This window comes from Hymenobacter sp. 15J16-1T3B, from assembly GCF_020711235.1.
Taxonomy (GTDB): domain Bacteria; phylum Bacteroidota; class Bacteroidia; order Cytophagales; family Hymenobacteraceae; genus Solirubrum.
In genome coordinates this window covers 124,203-140,985 of sequence record NZ_JAJFAV010000012.1, presented here as the reverse complement: position 1 = coordinate 140,985, position 16,783 = coordinate 124,203, and the positions used below count along the sequence as shown (strand labels likewise).

Annotated in this window: 11 protein-coding genes; 10 read left to right on the top strand and 1 reads right to left on the bottom strand. The window is 67.1% G+C overall.

What is annotated here, in order from left to right; all coding sequences use genetic code 11:
* Positions 1 to 69 precede the first annotated feature (69 nt).
* From LJ737_RS19165 to hemL, 9 genes are all read left to right on the top strand, one after another.
* Complete coding sequence (locus LJ737_RS19165; RefSeq protein WP_227768364.1) at positions 70 to 1,602, top strand: NADP-dependent isocitrate dehydrogenase; 1,533 nt, start codon at positions 70 to 72, stop codon at positions 1,600 to 1,602.
* A gap of 158 nt (positions 1,603 to 1,760) precedes the next feature.
* Positions 1,761 to 2,435 carry a TetR/AcrR family transcriptional regulator gene (locus tag LJ737_RS19160; protein ID WP_227768363.1) on the top strand — a complete coding sequence of 225 codons (675 nt, stop codon included), beginning with the start codon at positions 1,761 to 1,763 and terminating at the stop codon, positions 2,433 to 2,435.
* A gap of 209 nt (positions 2,436 to 2,644) precedes the next feature.
* Entirely contained in the window at positions 2,645 to 4,381 is a 1,737-nt protein-coding gene (locus tag LJ737_RS19155; protein ID WP_227768362.1) for a peptidase domain-containing ABC transporter, read from the top strand.
* A 102-nt stretch (positions 4,382 to 4,483) separates the two neighbouring features.
* A complete protein-coding gene (locus tag LJ737_RS19150) occupies positions 4,484 to 5,878 on the top strand; it encodes an HlyD family secretion protein (RefSeq protein ID WP_227768361.1) in 1,395 nt (464 codons plus the stop codon).
* Positions 5,875 to 7,428, top strand: a complete 1,554-nt coding sequence (locus LJ737_RS19145; protein ID WP_227768360.1) for a TolC family protein — start codon at positions 5,875 to 5,877, stop codon at positions 7,426 to 7,428. Before LJ737_RS19150 ends, LJ737_RS19145 begins: the two co-directional genes overlap by 4 nt.
* A 239-nt stretch (positions 7,429 to 7,667) precedes the next feature.
* Entirely contained in the window at positions 7,668 to 8,357 is a 690-nt protein-coding gene (locus tag LJ737_RS19140; protein WP_227768359.1) for a DUF1361 domain-containing protein, read from the top strand.
* Between the two features lie 64 nt (positions 8,358 to 8,421).
* Positions 8,422 to 8,901: a DUF6705 family protein gene (locus LJ737_RS19135; protein ID WP_227768358.1), complete on the top strand. Its 480-nt coding sequence runs from the start codon at positions 8,422 to 8,424 to the stop codon at positions 8,899 to 8,901.
* 240 nt (positions 8,902 to 9,141) lie between these two features.
* Entirely contained in the window at positions 9,142 to 10,542 is a 1,401-nt protein-coding gene (dgt, locus tag LJ737_RS19130; RefSeq protein ID WP_227768357.1) for a dGTP triphosphohydrolase, read from the top strand.
* Positions 10,543 to 10,959: 417 nt separating this feature from the next.
* Positions 10,960 to 12,282: a glutamate-1-semialdehyde 2,1-aminomutase gene (gene hemL, locus LJ737_RS19125; protein WP_227768356.1), complete on the top strand. Its 1,323-nt coding sequence runs from the start codon at positions 10,960 to 10,962 to the stop codon at positions 12,280 to 12,282.
* A 99-nt stretch (positions 12,283 to 12,381) separates the two neighbouring features.
* Here hemL and LJ737_RS19120 read toward each other — a convergent pair whose 3' ends face one another.
* Entirely contained in the window at positions 12,382 to 15,681 is a 3,300-nt protein-coding gene (locus LJ737_RS19120) for a T9SS type A sorting domain-containing protein (RefSeq protein ID WP_227768355.1), read from the bottom strand.
* 191 nt (positions 15,682 to 15,872) lie between these two features.
* Here LJ737_RS19120 and LJ737_RS19115 point away from each other — a divergent pair, with 191 nt between their 5' ends.
* Positions 15,873 to 16,751, top strand: a complete 879-nt coding sequence (locus LJ737_RS19115) for a hypothetical protein (protein ID WP_227768354.1) — start codon at positions 15,873 to 15,875, stop codon at positions 16,749 to 16,751.
* Positions 16,752 to 16,783: the final 32 nt, after the last annotated feature.

Genomic DNA, 16,783 nt, shown 5'->3' with positions numbered 1-16,783 from the left:
TAATTGTGATAGTAAAACTATTATTCAAGAAAGCGTTTATACATTTGCGCAACCCAATTCCCCAAAAACATGGCTGAACTCCTTGTTCCCCAATCCACCACGGGCCAGCAGCCCCGCTCTTCCTCCTCCACGCTCATCCCCGTTACCGTGGCCGCCGGCGACGGCATCGGGCCGGAAATCACGGCGCAGGTGCTGCGCATCTTAGAAGCCGCCGGGGCGCCCGTGCAGCCGGAGTTTATCGAAGTCGGCGAGCAGGTGTACCGCGCCGGGCACACGGCCGGCATTGCCCCGGAGGCCTGGGATTCGCTGCACCGCACCCGGGTGCTGCTCAAAGGCCCCATCACCACGCCCCAGGGCGGCGGCTACAAGTCGCTGAACGTGACCTTGCGCAAGACGCTGGGCCTGTACGCCAACGTGCGTCCCTGCCGCTCCCTGCACCCGGCCGTGGCGACGCTGCACCCCAAGCTCGACGTGGTCATCATTCGCGAAAACGAGGAGGACCTGTACGCCGGCATCGAGCACCAGCACACGCCCGATGTGGTGCAGTGCCTCAAGCTCATCACCCGCACCGGCTGCGAGCGAATCGTGCGCTACGCCTTTGAGTACGCCCGCCGGCACGGGCGTCGCAAGGTCACGTGCATGACCAAGGACAACATCATGAAGCTCACCGACGGGCTGTTTCACCGCGTGTTCGACGAAATCGGCCGCGAGTACCCCGACATGGAGCAAGAGCACCAAATCATCGACATCGGGACGGCGCGGCTGGCCACCCAGCCCGCCCGCTACGACGTGGTGGTGACGCTGAACCTCTACGGCGACATCATTTCCGACGTAGTGGCCGAGCTGACCGGCTCGGTGGGCCTAGCGGGCTCGGCCAACATCGGCCGCGAAAGCGCCATGTTCGAAGCTATTCACGGCTCTGCGCCCGACATTGCCGGCCAGGGCGTGGCCAACCCCTCGGGCATGCTGCAGGCGGCCGTGCTGATGCTGCAGCACCTGGGCCAGCACGCGGTGGCCGCCAACATTCAGAATGCCTGGCTGCACACCTTGGAAGACGGCCTGCACCCGGCCGACATTTTCCGCCCCGGCCACAGCCGCGAGCGGGTGAGCACCGCCGCCTTCGCCGACGCCATCATTGCCCGCCTCGGCCTGGAGCCCGGCGAGCTAGCCGCCGCGCAGGTGCCGGCCGCGCCCACCGACGCCCCCGCCCCGCACCCGACGCCGCGCCCCCAAGCCCGGCAGGAACTGGTGGGCATCGACGTGTTCTTGCGCTGGGACGCGGGCATGCCCGACGAGCTCGGGGCCAAGCTCGAGGCGCTGGCCGCCGCCCAGGGCGCGCTGCAGCTCAAGCTCATTACCAACCGCGGGGTGAAGGTATACCCCCAGGGCCAGCCCGAAACCTACTGCACCGACCACTGGCGTTGCCGCTTCGTGGCCACCGGGGAGCTGCCCACCATCGGCGCCGGCTACCACCCCGTGTTCTTCGCCGACGCGCTGCAGCTGCAGCTGCAGCTCACCGCCGCCGGCCTGCACATCGTCAAGACCGAGAACCTCTACCTCTTCGACGGGCAACGCGGTTTCTCGCTGGGCCAGGGCGAGTAGCCCCCTTCGCCCCCGCCGCCGGGCGGCGGGGGCGAACGGTCCGCGAACGGGAGCAAACGAGAACCGGAGGCAGCGCCCGGAGCCGGCCCCCTCGTATACCTTGCGTCTGCGGGCGGCCGGACCGGCCGCCCGGTTCCTCCCCGATTCGCCTTTTTCGCATGCTAAGCACCATTCGCCCCGAACTAAACGAGAAGCTGTACCTGCGCGACCCGCAGGAAACCGACCTCGGCCGTAAAATCATTGCCGAAAGTGTGCGCCTGATCGACGAAACGGGCTTCGAGCAGTTCACCTTCAAGAAGCTGGCCCAGCAGATCGGCTCCACCGAGGCCTCGCTGTACCGCTACTTCGAAAACAAGCACCGCCTGCTGGTCTACCTCGTGTCGTGGCACTGGGCCTGGCTGCGCTTCCAGATTAGCTTTCACACCCATAACGTGGCCGACCCGGCCCAGCGCCTGCGCCTGATTCTGGGCGTCATCACCCACGCCCACCGCGACCTGCCCGCCACCACCGAGCTCGACGAAGCTGCCCTGTACCGCATCGTGGTGGCCGAGGCCTCCAAAACCTACCTGACCAAGGAGGTGGACGCGGTGAACCGCGAGGGATTTTACCGCGAGTACAAGCACCTGGCCGCCGACATCGTGCAGGTGGTGCAGGAACTCAACCCCGACTACCCCTACCCGCGCGCCTTGGTCAGCACCCTGCTCGAAGCGGCACGCAAGCAGCTGTTTTTTGCCCAGCACCTGCCCTCGCTGACCGACGCTCTTGCGCCGGCCCCGGACGAAACCATTCTGCCCTACCTGGAACACCTGGCTTTTGCCGCGTTGCGCCGCTGAAGGCACCCGCCGGCCGGTTGCGTTTTTAATCAACATTTAAGTTGGCTTTAACGCGGTCTTAAGCTTGCACTATTCCCTTTGTGGCAGAATGAGTGTGAAAAGATGAAGCGCGCCGCCTGGCCGCTTCTTCCTTTCCGCCCGACGCGGGCGTGGTCCTGCCAGGGTAGCCCACCGCGCCGCCCTTACCATCTGCCCACTCTGTTGCAACTATGGCCGACACCCCTGCTGCTGGTGCCCTCACCCCGATACAGCGTCTTTGGCGCCTGCTCGGCACCGAGCGCCGCGACATCATTTACCTCTACGTTTACGCTTCCCTCACCGGCCTCATTGCCCTGTCCTTGCCGCTGGGCGTGCAGTCGGTTATCGGCTTCATTTCCAGCGGGGCGGTGAGCACCTCGCTCATCGTCCTCATCGGCTTCATTGTGCTCGGCACCCTGCTGGTGGGCGCGCTGCAGGTGATGCAGGTGTACCTGGTGGAGTTTATTCAGCAGCGCCTGTTCGCGCGGGTGGCCTTCGGCTTTGCCGTGCGCCTGCCGCGGGTGCGCACCGAGGCGCTGAATGGGCAGTACCTGCCGGAACTGGTGAACCGCCTGCTCGACACGCCCACCTTGCAAAAAGGCCTGGCCACGCTGCTGCTGGAGGTGTCGGCCGCCGGGCTGCAGATCCTGTTCGGGCTGCTGCTGCTCTCCTTCTATCACCCCATCTTCATTGCCTTCGGCCTGCTGCTGGTGGCCGCGCTGGCCCTGCTGCTGCGCGTGACGGGGCGGCGGGGGCTCGAAACCTCCCTGACCGAATCCAAATACAAGTACCGGGTGGTGGCCTGGCTGGAAGACGTGGCCCGCACGGTGCACACCTTCCGCCTGGCCCCGCGCCACCGCCTCGTGCTCGGCCGCACCGACGAGCTGGTGCAGGGCTACCTGGGCGCCCGCCGCGGGCACTTCCGGGTGCTGCTCACCCAATACTTCGGCTTCGTAGCGTTCAAGACGCTCGTCACGGCCGGGCTGCTCATCATCGGCTGCTGGCTGCTGATTGAGAAGCAAATCAACATCGGGCAGTTCGTGGCCTCCGAAATCATCATCATCCTCACCATCAACGCGGTGGAGAAGGTCTTGATCAAGCTCGACGTGTTCTACGACGCGCTGACCTCGCTCGACAAAATCGGCTCGGTGCTCGATCTGCCGGTGGCCCCCGAGCAGCACGGCGCGGGCCTGGCCCTGCCGCCCTCGGATCAGGGCCTGGCCGTGGCCCTGCGCGACGTGCGCTACCAATACCCCGGCGGCAGCCGCACGGTGCTCACCGGCGTCACGCTGCACCTCAAGCCCGGGGAGCACCTGGGCCTGGCCGGCTACGACGGCTCCGGCAAAACCTCCCTGCTGCGGGTGCTGGCCGGCCTGCTCGACGACTACACCGGGCAGGTGGCCTACGACGGCGTTTCGCTGCGCGACCTGGCGGCGGGCACGCTCTCGGCCGTGCTGGGCGAAAACCTCTCCCACCAGCACCTTTTCTCGGGCACCCTGCTCGACAACCTTACCCTCGACCAGCCCGACGTCAGCCCGCAGGACGTGACCTGGGCCCTGGAGCTGGTGGGCCTGCGCGACGACGTGTACGCCCGCCCGCAGGGCTTGGCCACGCCCATCGGCATCGGCACGGCCCTGCCCGACCACGTACGCCAGAAGCTGCTGCTGGCCCGGGCCCTGGTGCGCCGCCCCCGCCTGTTGCTGCTCGACCACTTCCTGCCCGGCGTGGAGCCGGCCGAACGCCTGCGCATCCTGCAGCGCCTGGTGAGCCCCGAGCAGCCCTGGACGCTCATCCTGGCTGCCAACGACCCGCGCGCCCTGGCTCTGTGCCCGCGCACCGCCCTGCTGCGCAACGGGCAGCTCGTGGCCGATGGCCCCTACGAATCCGTGTCGCAGCAGCCGGAGCTGCGCGAACTGCTGGCGCAATAGCGACTGAGTGACCCGGTAAACGCGTGAAGTAGCCCACCCGCGGCCCTCGTTCACTGGCTCCTCACTCGTTCGCTCATTCACCAAATCACTGATTGACTAGAAATGGCACCTTTTGCCGAACATCCCATACCGGCCGACCACCCCGAGGCGGCTCAGTTTCGCTCGTTTGAGCAGGTGCAGACCCCGCGCACCGGCCGGGTGCTGGCCCGCTGGTGCGGCGGGCTGGGCCTGCTGATTTTGCTGGCCGGTTTTCTGCCCTGGACGCAAAACATCCGCTCCACGGGTTCCTTGACCACCCTGCGCCCCCAGGACCGGCCCCAAACCGTGCCCAGCACCATTGCCGGCCGCATTCAGCGCTGGCGGGTGCAGGAAGGTCAGCTCGTGCGCAAGGGCGACACGCTGGTGGACATTGCCGAAATCAAGGACAAGTACTTCGACCCGGAGCTGCTGACCCGCACCCAGGAGCAGCTAGACGCCAAACAGGCCTCCCTGCGCGAAAACGTGGCCAAGGGCCGCGCCCTGGAAAGCCAGCAGGCCGCCCTGCGCACGTCCCTGCGCGTGAGCCTGGACAAAGCCCGCAACAAGGTGGAGCAAACGCGCCTGAAAGTGAACAGCGACGAGGCCGAGCTGCGCGCCGCCAACAACGACTTCGACATTGCCCGTCAGCAGTTGGAGCGCCAGGAAAAGCTCTACCAGCAAGGCCTCAAGTCGCTGACCGAGCTGGAGCAGCGCCGCCTGAAGTTTCAGGAGTCGACGGCCAAGCGGCAGGCGGTGGAAAACAAGCTCGGCGCCTCGCGTCAGGAGCTGATCAACGCCCGCCTGGAGCTGTCGTCCTTGGAAGCCGAGTACCAGGATAAGCTGGCCAAGTCGGAATCGGACCGCCGCTCGACGCTGGCTTACCAGTTCGACACCGAGGGGCAGATTTCGAAGATGCGCAACGAGTACGCCAACCTGAGCATCCGCTCGGGCTTCTACCGCATCACGGCCCCGCAGGACGGCTACGTGGTGCGCGCCCTCAAGGCCGGTATCGGCGAGGTCATCAAGGAGGGCGAGGCGTTGGTGACGGTGATGCCCAACAAGCCCCAGCTGGCAGCCGAGCTGTACGTGCAGCCCATGGACATTCCGCTGCTCTCGGTGGGCCGCAAAGTGCGCCTGCAGTTCGACGGCTGGCCCGCGCTGGTCTTCTCCGGCTGGCCCGGGACCTCCTTCGGCACCTTCGCCGGGCGCGTGGCCGTCATCGACAACCTCGACTCGCAGGGCCGCTACCGCATTCTGGTGACGCCCGACCCCGACGAGGAGCCCTGGCCGCAGCCGCTGCGCGTGGGCTCGGGCGTGTACGGCTGGGCCCTGCTCAACGACGTGCCCATCTGGTACGAGCTGTGGCGCCAGCTCAACGGCTTCCCGCCCAACTACCTCGGCGCCGAAAAAGGCGGCAAGGACAACGCCAAATCCGACAAGAAAGCTGACTACAGCTCCTCCGACGAAACCGACTTATGACCCACTCGCTAAGCCTGCCGCGGCCGTTTCGCCGCTTTGCCGCGCCGGCGCTGGCCCTGTGGCTGCATACCTTCTCCGCCGCGGCCCAACTCCCGCTCAATCCCTCAGTCGCCCCGTCGGCCCAATCCGCCGGCGCATCCTCTTCCCTCCCGGCGCAGGCCCCGGTTGCTGCGGCGCCCGCGCAAAACGAAGCCTTCACGCTGGCCGACCTGCTGACCATGGTCGGCGAAAACCACCCGGTGGCCCGGCAGGCCGCCCTGCAGCCCGAGCGCGCCCGCCAGGAAGTGCGCCTGGCCCGCGGCCTGCTCGACCCGATGGCCGAAAGCAAGTTTTACCGCAAGGAATTCGGCGGCAAGGACTACTGGAACCTCTGGGACAACACCCTGCGCGTGCCCACCTGGTACGGCCCCGACGTGAAGCTGGGCTATGAGCGCAACGTGGGCCCGCGCGTGAGCGAGCAAACCGCCACGCCCGGCGCCGGCCTGACCTACGTGGGTCTGTCCCTGCCCCTGGCCCAGGGCCTGCTTATCGACGAGCGCCGCGCCGCCGTGCGCCAGGCCCAGGCTCTGCAGGGCTTGGCCGAAGCCGAGCGCCGCGCCGCCCTCAACAAGCTGCTGCTCGCCGCTACCAAGGATTATTGGAACTGGACGCTGGCCCACCAGCGCCGCCAGCTGATGCGCGGCAACCTGGAGCTGGCCGACGTGCGCTACCGCGCCGTGCGCGAGCGGGTGCGCCTCGGCGACCTGGCCGCCATCGACTCGGTGGAGGCCCTCACGGAGCTGCAAAACCGCCGCGCCCAGCTGGTGCAGGGCGAAGTAGAGTGGCAAAACGCCACCCTCGTGCTCAGCACCTACCTCTGGGACGCCGAGCTGCGCCCCCGCGAGCTGCCCGTCACGGTACTGCCCCAGCCGCTGCCGCCCGCCGCGGCCTGGACCGCTACGCCCGCCCCGGCCGCGCTGGAGCAGCTGGTGGAGCAGGCCCGCCAGCAGCACCCGGAGCTGCTGAAAACCCGCGCCAAGCTCGAAGCCCTCGACGTGGAGCGCCGCCTTTACCAAAACAAGCTGCTGCCCAAGCTCTCGGTCGACTACAACGTGCTGCTCACCGGCCGCCCCTACCATCCCGAAACCGGCTACGGCCCGGCCCCGCTCTACCAGAACAACTACAAGATGGGCGTGAGCTTTGCCTACCCGCTGCTGCTGCGCCAGGAGCGCAGCAAGCTGCAGCTCAACCGCCTCAAAATCCAGGAAGCCACCCTCGGCCTCGACCAAGCCAGCCGCGAGGTAGCCACCGCCGTGCGCACTACCGCCAACGACCAGCAGGCCCTGGCCCAGCAGCTGCAAGCCCAGGAGCAGGTGGTGCTAAACTCCCAACGCCTGCGCGACGGGGAGCAAATCCGCTTTGAAAACGGGGAAAGCAGCGTATTTCTGCTCAATTCCCGCGAGTCTTACCTGCTCACCGCCCGCCTCAAGCTGGCCGAGCTGCAAGCCAAGTACGCCCAAACCCAAGCCGGCCTGCGCTTTGCCGCCGGTGCCGCCCCCACGGCCGAGTAACGGGCTTGCCTCCTTTCCTTCAGTGCCCGCCGTTTGCGCCCCATCACCGCAAGCGGCGGGCACTACTGTATCAACTGAATCTAGATCCTAAGCGAAATAGCCTCTCCTTTTTTGGAAGGGGCCGGCGGTCAGGCGCCCGACAGAGCGGCGGCGAGTTGGGGGGCGTGGTTTTTGTTCGTCGCCATACTTTCCGCAGCGGAGCGGCGTTACGCTGCCTCGCCCAATCCCGTATCACCGTTATGGCTACTCTATCCCCCACGGCTTCGGCCCTGTTGCGCCAGCGCTTCGGCCTCGTGCTTATCCTGGGCGCCTCGCTGGCCATGAGCACGGTGCTTATCGTGTTTCGGGTGTTCTGGACGCACCACATCACCTTCGTCTTTCTGCTCTGGAACCTGTTTCTGGCCGCTATTCCGATGGGCCTGAGCTTGCTGCTGAGCCTGCTGGCTCCGGATACCCGCCGCCGCTGGCTGCTGCCGGTGGGCCTGCTCTGGCTGCTGTTCTTCCCCAACGCCCCGTACATCCTCACCGATTTGCTGCACCTGGGCCAATACCCCGGCGTGCCGCGCTGGTACGACCTGACGCTCCTGCTGACCGCCGCCTGGAACGGGCTTATGCTCGGCTACGCCTCCCTGCTGGATATGCAGCGCTTCGTGGAGGAGCGCCTGGGCTGGGTAGCCGGCTGGGCCTTCAGCTCGGTGGCCTTGGTGCTCAGCTCCTACGGCGTATATCTGGGCCGCTTCCTGCGCTGGAACAGCTGGGACATCGTGACCAACCCTTTCAGCCTCGCCTACGACATTCTCGGCACCTTGCTGCACCCGGCCCACCACCCGCGGGCCTGGGGCGTAACGGTGCTGTTCGGCGCGTTTCTGCTGCTGGGCTACCTCACGCTGCGGGCCTTGGGGCGCCTGCAAGTGACGGCGGAACAATAACCAATCCGGCTGGAATCCGTGTGAATCCTACCGGCTGCCGGTATTCGCTTCGCCTCGATTTCAGATGCTCGCCGTTCTAACCCTCGCCTGGGCCGGGCTGCTGCCCTTCGCCGCTGCCTCGCCCGCCCAAACGCCCAACCCCTACGTGGGCGCCTGGGAATACCGCACCGATTCCACCGTGTTTCGCATTCAGCTGCGCGAAGTGCACAACTACCTGCTGCCCGACGGCAAACCCAGCCCTTACCCGGTGCTGCTGGGTTGCTACCGCTTCAGCCGCCGCGGCGTGGTGGTCGACGAAACTTGCTCCCGCCCCCGCCAAGGCAGCTTTCCGTTTGGCTTCGTACAGGCCACCAGCGAACAGCACGTGATTTTTCAGGACCAAGCCGGCAACAACCACCTCAAAGCCGCCCTGCGCCCCGATCCGGGCAACCGCAACGTGCTAATCTGGACGCGCCTCGAACAGCTGGAGACGGGGCGCCTCAACGCTAGTCAGCCGCCGCGCTTTCAACTGCCCGCCCGCTTCGAGCTGACGCGGGAATTGTAGGCAACTGCTCTATGGGCGGACAGAAGGCACAATAGACATCTGTTTCCTCTGGCCTCTGCCTTGCGTAGCACCTTCTCTTCTCCAAGGGCTCTTTCAGTTGTCATTTCGAGCGGAGTCAAGGATCTGAGGAAAGGGGCTGGTCAATATTCCGCCTCCGCTGAATTTCATGCTCAAGTCTATTTAAGGAGAAGAGGACAGGGATGGGTGAGGCGCCATCTGCCTGCGTATCTTGCCCGCCGCATGAAGCTCGCCACCTCCCCCGCCCCCATGTCCTGGCCGCGGCTGCTCTCGCGCCGCCGCTACCCCGATCAGCCCCAGCTCCACGTCGTTTCCAACGCCGCCCCCGTGCGCGGCGCCTTCGTGCAGGACTACGACCGGGTGGTGTTCAGCTCGGCCTTCCGCCGCCTGCAGCGCCAAGCCCAAAACGTGCCGCTGCCCGAAACCGACTTTGTGCACACCCGCCTCACGCACTCCCTCGAAACGGCGTGCGTGGGCCGCTCCCTGGGCCGCCTCGGCGGGCGCCTGCTTATGGAGCACGACGCGGCCCTGGCCGAAGAGCTGCCCTTTTTCGACGCCGACTGCGGCGACATCGTGGCGGCCGCCTGCCTGGCCCACGACATCGGCAACCCGCCCTTCGGCCACGCCGGCGAAGACGCCATTGCCGCCTACTTCACCAGCCCGGCCGCCGAGCCCTTCGTGCGCACGCTCTCGGCCGCCCAGCGCGCCGATTTGCAGCACTTCGGTGGCAATGCGGCTGGCTTTCGGATGCTCACTCACACCTACGCCGCCCACAGCAGCGGCACGGCCGGCCTGGGGCTGACCTACGCCACCCTCGGCGCCTTTACCAAGTACCCGCGCCCGTCGCAGGTGGAGGCCACGGCCCAAACCGGCGGGGCCAGCGAAAAGAAATTCGGGCACTTTCAGACCGAAGCCGCCCGTTTTCAGCACGTGGCGCAGGACCTCGGCCTGCTACCTAAAGCCGAAGCGCCCGGCTTCTACCACCGCCACCCGCTGGCCTTCCTCGTCGAAGCCGCCGACGACATTTGCTACCGCATCATCGACTTCGAGGACGCGCTCAAGTTGGGCTTGCTGCCGGCCGAGGAGGGCTTGCAGCGCCTGCGCGCCATCTTGGCCGACCCGGCCGACCGGCCCCGCACCGTGCAGTGGCACGACTGGCGCGAGGAGCTGGGCTACCTGCGCGCCCGCCTCATCGGCAAGCTGGTGGCCGAAACCGCCCAGGTGTTCGCCCGTCATGCCCCCGACCTGCTCACCGGCGACTACGACGACTGCCTGATTCAGGAGCTGGAGTGCTGGCCTGCCCTGCAGGAAATTCAGCAGCTTTCGGTGCAGCACCTCTACCGCAGCCGCCCGGTGCTGCAAATTGAAGCCGCCGGCTTCGAAGTGCTGGCCGGCCTGCTCGATGCCTTCCTGCACGCCGCCTTCGACCCCTCGGCCTCCGCCCGCTCCCGCAAACTGCTCGACCTGCTGCCCGCCCAGTACCGCGCCCTCGGCCCCCAAGCCGACCTGCCGGCCTACGAGCAGATCATCCTGCTCACCGACTACGTCGGGGCCCTCACCGACCAGAACGCGCTCAGCCTCTTCCGCACCATTCGCGGCATTGACCTGCCCAAGGGCTTCTGAAGTGGGTAAGTGCAAGTGTTTGCGGCGGAGCCGACCGTTCACCTAGCAGTCGGCGCGAGCCACGCGCGGCAATCGGTCCTGCCGAGGCACGACGAGGACATTGGCGGAAACCAAAAATTATTAGAACGCAACCGGCCTCGCCCGAAACCACAGATGCCGGTTTCGGGCGAGGCCGGTTTTAGGCAGTAGGTATTCGGCGGTATTGCTGGAGGAAGGATTGCCGCGCTTCGCTCGCAAGGACGCCAACGGTGCCATTGCTCATCCGCCTGTAGCATTCAACCATCCGTCAGCAGGTTCTTATCAATGGTCTGCACCTACGCATTGCCTCCGGCCGCAGCCAGCACCAGATAACCCGCTGCGGTCTACCTTTGCCCGCAGCTGCCGGCACCAACCTCCCCCGGCGCTTGTTCGGCCCTTATGCAACAAGCTACTCCCGCTACCGACCTCAACCTCTCGACCAGCGACCAACTTTTCACCCGCGCCAAAGACCTCATTCCGGGCGGCGTCAACTCGCCGGTGCGCGCCTTCCGCGCCGTGGGCGGCCATCCTGTGTTCATGCAGTCGGCCCAGGGCGCCTGGCTTACCGACGTCGACGGCAACCGCTACCTGGATTTCATCAACAGCTGGGGTCCGATGATTCTCGGTCACGCCCCGCAGATTGTGCTCGACGCCGTGGCGCAGGCCCTGCCTTCGTCCTTGTCGTTCGGGGCGCCCACGCGCCGCGAGGTGGAAATGGCCGAGCTCATCATCGAGATGGTACCCAGCATCGAGAAAGTACGCCTAGTCAACTCCGGCACGGAGGCTACCATGTCGGCCATCCGCGTGGCCCGCGGCTACACCGGCCGCCCCAAGATTCTGAAGTTTGAAGGCTGCTACCACGGCCACGGCGACTCCTTCCTGATTGCCGCCGGCTCGGGTGCCCTCACTCTCGGCACCCCCGACTCGCCCGGCGTGACCGAAGGCGTGGCCCAAGATACGCTCACGGTGCCCTACAACAACCTCGACGCTACGGCCGCCGCCATCGAAGCCAACCCCGGCCAGATTGCGGCCATTATCCTGGAGCCTGTGGTGGGCAACATTGGTCTGGTGCCGCCCGCCGAAGGCTTCCTCCAAGGCTTGCGCGAGCTGTGCACCCAGCACGGCATCGTGTTCATCTTCGACGAAGTAATGACCGGCTTCCGCCTCGCCCGCGGCGGCGCGCAGGAGCTCTACGGCATCGAGCCGGACATGACCACACTGGGTAAAATCATCGGCGGCGGCATGCCGGTGGGCGCCTACGGCGGCAAAAAGGAAATCATGGACCAGGTAGCGCCGGCCGGCAAGGTCTACCAGGCCGGTACGCTTTCCGGCAACCCCATTGCCACCGCCGCCGGCCTGGCTCAGCTGCGCTACCTCAACGAGCACCCCGAGGTGTACCAGCAACTGGAGCACACCAGCGCCGCCCTGGCCGACGGCACCCGCCAGATTGCCGCCGAGCTGGGCCTGAACTACACCGTCAACCGCGTCGGCTCGATGTGGAGCGTGTTCTTCACCGCGCAGCCCGTCACCGACCTGGCCTCGGCCAAAACCGCCGACCTGGAAGCCTTCGGCCGCTACTTCCGCGCCATGCTGCACCGCGGCATTTACCTGGCGCCGTCGCAGTTCGAGGCCCTGTTCGTGAGCACCGCCGTGACGGACGACCTAGTGGACATGTACCTGACCGCCTGCCGCGCTTCCATGCGCGAGGCGCATGGCCTGTAAGCCCCGCGGCTTGGTCGCAACGATTTCGGCCCCGGCCCGCGGCGCAAATACTGCGCGCCGCAGGCCGGGGCCGATGTGCTGAGGCACTAGCCCTGAGGCTTATTCGACCAGCAGGCGCTGGCTAAGACCGCCGCAGCGCACCACGTACAGGCCAGCGGCCAGACCACGCAGGTCCAGCTCCACCTCCGGCGCGCTGCCCGGGCGCGCCACGCGCCGCACTTCGCGGCCCATACCGTCGAGCAGCATCAGCGGACCGGCCGGGCTGCTGGCCGGCAGCTTCACCGTAGCGCGGCCGTGGGCCGGGTTGGGGTACAGCCCCAGGGCGGTAGCGGCGGTGCGCGGTTCCTGGGTGGGCAGGGCCACGTCGGTCAGCGCGGCCAGCACGGCCACCTGCGCGCTAGCCGGGGCCGTCAGGACCAGGCTACCGAAAGCCGATGCGGGAGTAGTGTAGCCGGCCGCGTATACGTTGGTGCCGCTCACCGCCACGCTGTAAAACACGTCCGCGCCCGGCCCGCCGGCCGTCTGCACCCAGGCAATGCTGGCGCTGCTGCCGCGGTCCTCCAGGCGCAGCAACATGCCGTCGGCATGGCCCGCGCTGACGTAGGTAGTGGCCCCGAACGTGCCCGTCAGGCCGAAACTGCCCGCGGCGTACAGCCCGGCGTTGGTGGGGAAGGTCTGCAACACGGTGATGCCGGCCAGTTGCACCCAAGCCAAGCGTAGGCCCGCGGCACCCGCGTCGTCGACCCGGGCCACGAAGCCGGTGCCCGTCCCGCTGGGCGTGGCGCCCGTCCAACTGGGGTTACTCGTCTGCCCCGACGCGTAGAGCGCGTTGCCGCGCGCGGAGAGGTACAGTGCGCCGTCGTTGCCTGCACCACCCAGCCGCAGCGCCGCCGTGAAGCTGCTGCTGCTGCCCGCGTCGGCGAGGCGCACCACGGCCACGTCGTAGCCGCCCGCGCTGCTCAAGGTCTGGTTGCCAAAGTCGACGGTGCCTACGAAAAAGGCCGTCAGGTACACGTTGCTGCCCTGCACGGCCAAGCCGTATACGTTTGCCCAGTTGTCGGTAGTGGAGGTCAGGGCGTTGCCCATGCGCTGGCCCCAGCGGTAGCTGGCGGAGTTGCCGTTGTCGGTGAGCTTCACCACGAAGCCGTCGTCCTCGCTGGCGTTGCCGCTGATGGTGCCGCCGGCCACCGTCAGCGCCGCGCCGGTGTAGTCGCCGCCAATGAACACGTCGTTGCCATTCACGGCCAGCGCCTGCAGAAAGACGTAGCTGCCGTCGCGCACGGCCTCGGCCCACACAAAGCTGGCCGAGCTGCCGTTGTCGACGAGCTTGGTCACAAAGCCTGCGTACTCGGTGTTGGTGAGCGTCACACTGCCCAGCGTCATGGTCGGGCCCTGCACCTGGCCGGCCACGTAGATATTGCTGCCGTTCAGGCCCAGGCCCAGCGGCGCGTCGGTCTGCGCACTACCGGCGCTGACGGCCCATACGTAGCTGCCCGAGGCCGGGCTCCACTTTGCCACAAATACATCGAGGGCGCCCTGGCTGGTGAGCGTGGTACTGCCCAGCGTCAGGCTGCCGGCAAACGTGCCGGAGATGAGCACGTCGCCGTTGGCGGCGGTAACTGCGTAGCGCACGGTGCTCTGCGGGCCCGTGCTGGCCGCGGCCAGGCCCTGCCAGGCCGGCGCCGGGTTGGCCGTGCCGAGGGTGTACACCACGCCGTTGCTCACGCCGTTGGGCGTCGTCACCAGCACCGGCCCGCTCTGGGCCCCGGCCGGTACCACCACCCCGCTAAGCTGGGTGCCCGCAGCATTTACCGTAAAGCCTGCGCTGACCGTGGCACCGCCGCTGAACGTCACGCTGGTAGCCCCGGTGAGCTGCCGGCCGTAAAGGGCAATGGTGCCCCCCACCGGCGCGGTGCTGGGCGCCACCAAGTTCAGCACCGGCCCGGCGCTGGGCAGGTAGGCGACGAAGCCGCCGCTGGCTACCGGGGCGCCGGTGATATCCGTACTGCTAACGGTTTGCCCCCCGAAGCTAGCTGTGCCGCCCATGCTCCCGCCCACGTATGCCGAGCCGTTCGGGCTGACGGCCACGGCGCTGACCTGCTCGTTGCCGCTGCCCCCGGCCTGCACGGCCCAGGCAAAAGCGCCGGTGCTGCCCACGTCGGTAAGCTTGGCCACCACCGCGTCGGTGGTCGTGCTGAGGGTGTTGGTGAGGGTGGTGGAGCCCGCGCTGATAGTAGCCCCGGTGAAGCCGCCGGCCACGTACACCCCGTTGTCCTGCACCGCCAGCCGGTAGGGCGCCGCGTAGGCGCCGCTGCCCCCGATCTGCTGGCTCCAGACGAAGGCGCCGCTGGTGCCCGCGTCGCTGAGCTTGGCCACGTATACCGGCCCGCTGCTCAGGTTCAGGGTAAGGCCGTCGAAAGCGGCGGTGGCGCTGCTCAGGCCGCCCGTCAAGTACACGTTGGCCCCGTTCGCGGCCAAGCCCGTCACGTAGTCGTTGGCCGGGCCGCCCGCTTGCTTCAGCCAGCCGATGGTCGGGCCGCCGCTCACGTCGTTGACTTTCACCAGGGCCAGGTCGCTGCTGGCCCCGGAGGCGTCGGTGTTGGCAACGGTCAGGTTGCTGAAGCCCGCGGTGCCGGTGAAGTTGTAGGCCAAGTACAAGGCGTTGCCGCTGCCGGCCAGGCCCCCAAACTCGGTGGTGCCGGTGGCCCCGCCCGCCAGCGCCCAGGCGAAAGCGGCCGTGGTGCCGGCATCGGTCAGGCGGGCCAGGTAGGCGCTGCCCGTGCTGCCCGGAAAGCGGATGCTCAGCGTGGTCGCGCCAAACGCGGCCGTCGTGCCGCCAAACACCCCGCCTACGTACAGGCCGCTGCTCGTCGCAACCAGGCCCGGGGCCGTGTCGCTGCCCGGGCCGCCGGCGCGCTGCGCCCACTGGTAGGCACCGGTTTCGGCGTTCAGCTTGCTCACGTACACGTCGGTGGTGGCGGCGCTGGCATCGGCATTGGTCAGGGCCACGCTGCCAAACGTAGCCGTGGAGCTCTGGAAGCTGCCGCTGACGTACACGTTGCTCCCGCCCACGGCAATGCCCTGGCCCGCGTCGACACCCATGCCACCGCCCCGCACGGCCCACGCGAAGGCACCGAGTGCCGGGCTCCATTTGGCCACGAACATATCGGTGTTGCTCGAGCTGTTGGCCGACAGCCCAATGGAGCCGAACGTCGCGCTTCCCCGAAAACTCCCGGTCAGGTACACGTTGCCGTTCGCATCGGTAACGGCGGCCGCCACGGTGGCGCGTACCGGCAGGGCCAGTTGCCAGCTCGGGGCCTGCGCCTGCGCCCGGCGCCCCGCCACGCAACTGATTATCAACACAAATACCCACCGCACGAGATGTAAAACATTCCGCATAGAAAAAGTAAAAAATGGATGAAATAGCCCTGGCCGGACGGCCAGGGCGGGAAAGAAAATCACGGATAGGAGCTCGGGCGGCCCCCAGAAGTTGCTTTCCGCCAATACCGCGCCATTTTGGCGCCCTGCCCCCGTGCTGCATACCCGTGCGGCCGGCTATCTTTGCCCCGAAAACCGTTTGTCTGCCCGTTATGCCTTACCGCTACCGTTTGGGGTTTTGGAGCTTGCTGCTTGTGCTGTTGGTGGTGCCGTTGGGGCTGCGCGCCCAAACCGAGAAAACGGCCGCGCAAAACAAACAGCTCTACGACCGCGCCGTCGACGAGATGAACTTCCGCACCATGGAGGCCGTCTACGACAAAGCCTTCACCCGCCGCAAGTTTCCGGTGACGCTGCGCACGGCCAAAGCCCGCCGCGAATTCGATGACTTTCCCGGCCGCGACGACCTGAAGACGCTGTTTCACAATTACAACGGCGTGGCCGAGCGGTTCAAGAACCGCTTCGGCAAAGGGCGCACCGACTTGGTGGAATTTGAAAAGCAGCTCAACGGCATCCTGATCGATTCCAACTTCGAGTTCTTCATCCGCGGTCTGCCCCGCGACGAACGGGCCGGCCTCATTCACGGCCTGCAGCGGTACATCAAACAGGCCAGCGCGCAGTTTAACGCCAGCGAAGACCCTGCCCCCGAAGAGCTGCTCGTGGACGCCGCCAACGTGCCCCCGGCCGACGTGGACGCCGACGCCGAAGCCCCCCTAACCAAGCCGCTGGAAGACGCTGCACCCGCCGCCGAAGCCGATGCCCCCGTCGAAGAGCCCGCCGTGGCCCGGGCCCGGCCCCTGGGCGAGTACGGCGCCGCGCGCCACGACTGGCTCGACTACACCACCCTGCTCTGCTCCGTGGCGTCGCTCGCGCTGCTGTTATACCTGAGCCTAGCGGTCATTCCGGGCATGCGCGCCCAGCTCAACAGCCTCACCGCCGAGCCCGAGCCGCTGGAGGACGAAGACGCCCCAGCTCCCGCCCGCCGCCCCGCCGCCGTGCTGCCCGAGGACCGCTACGAAGACGACGAGGCGTAATTTCCGACAAGCACCCAACACGGGCCGCCGGT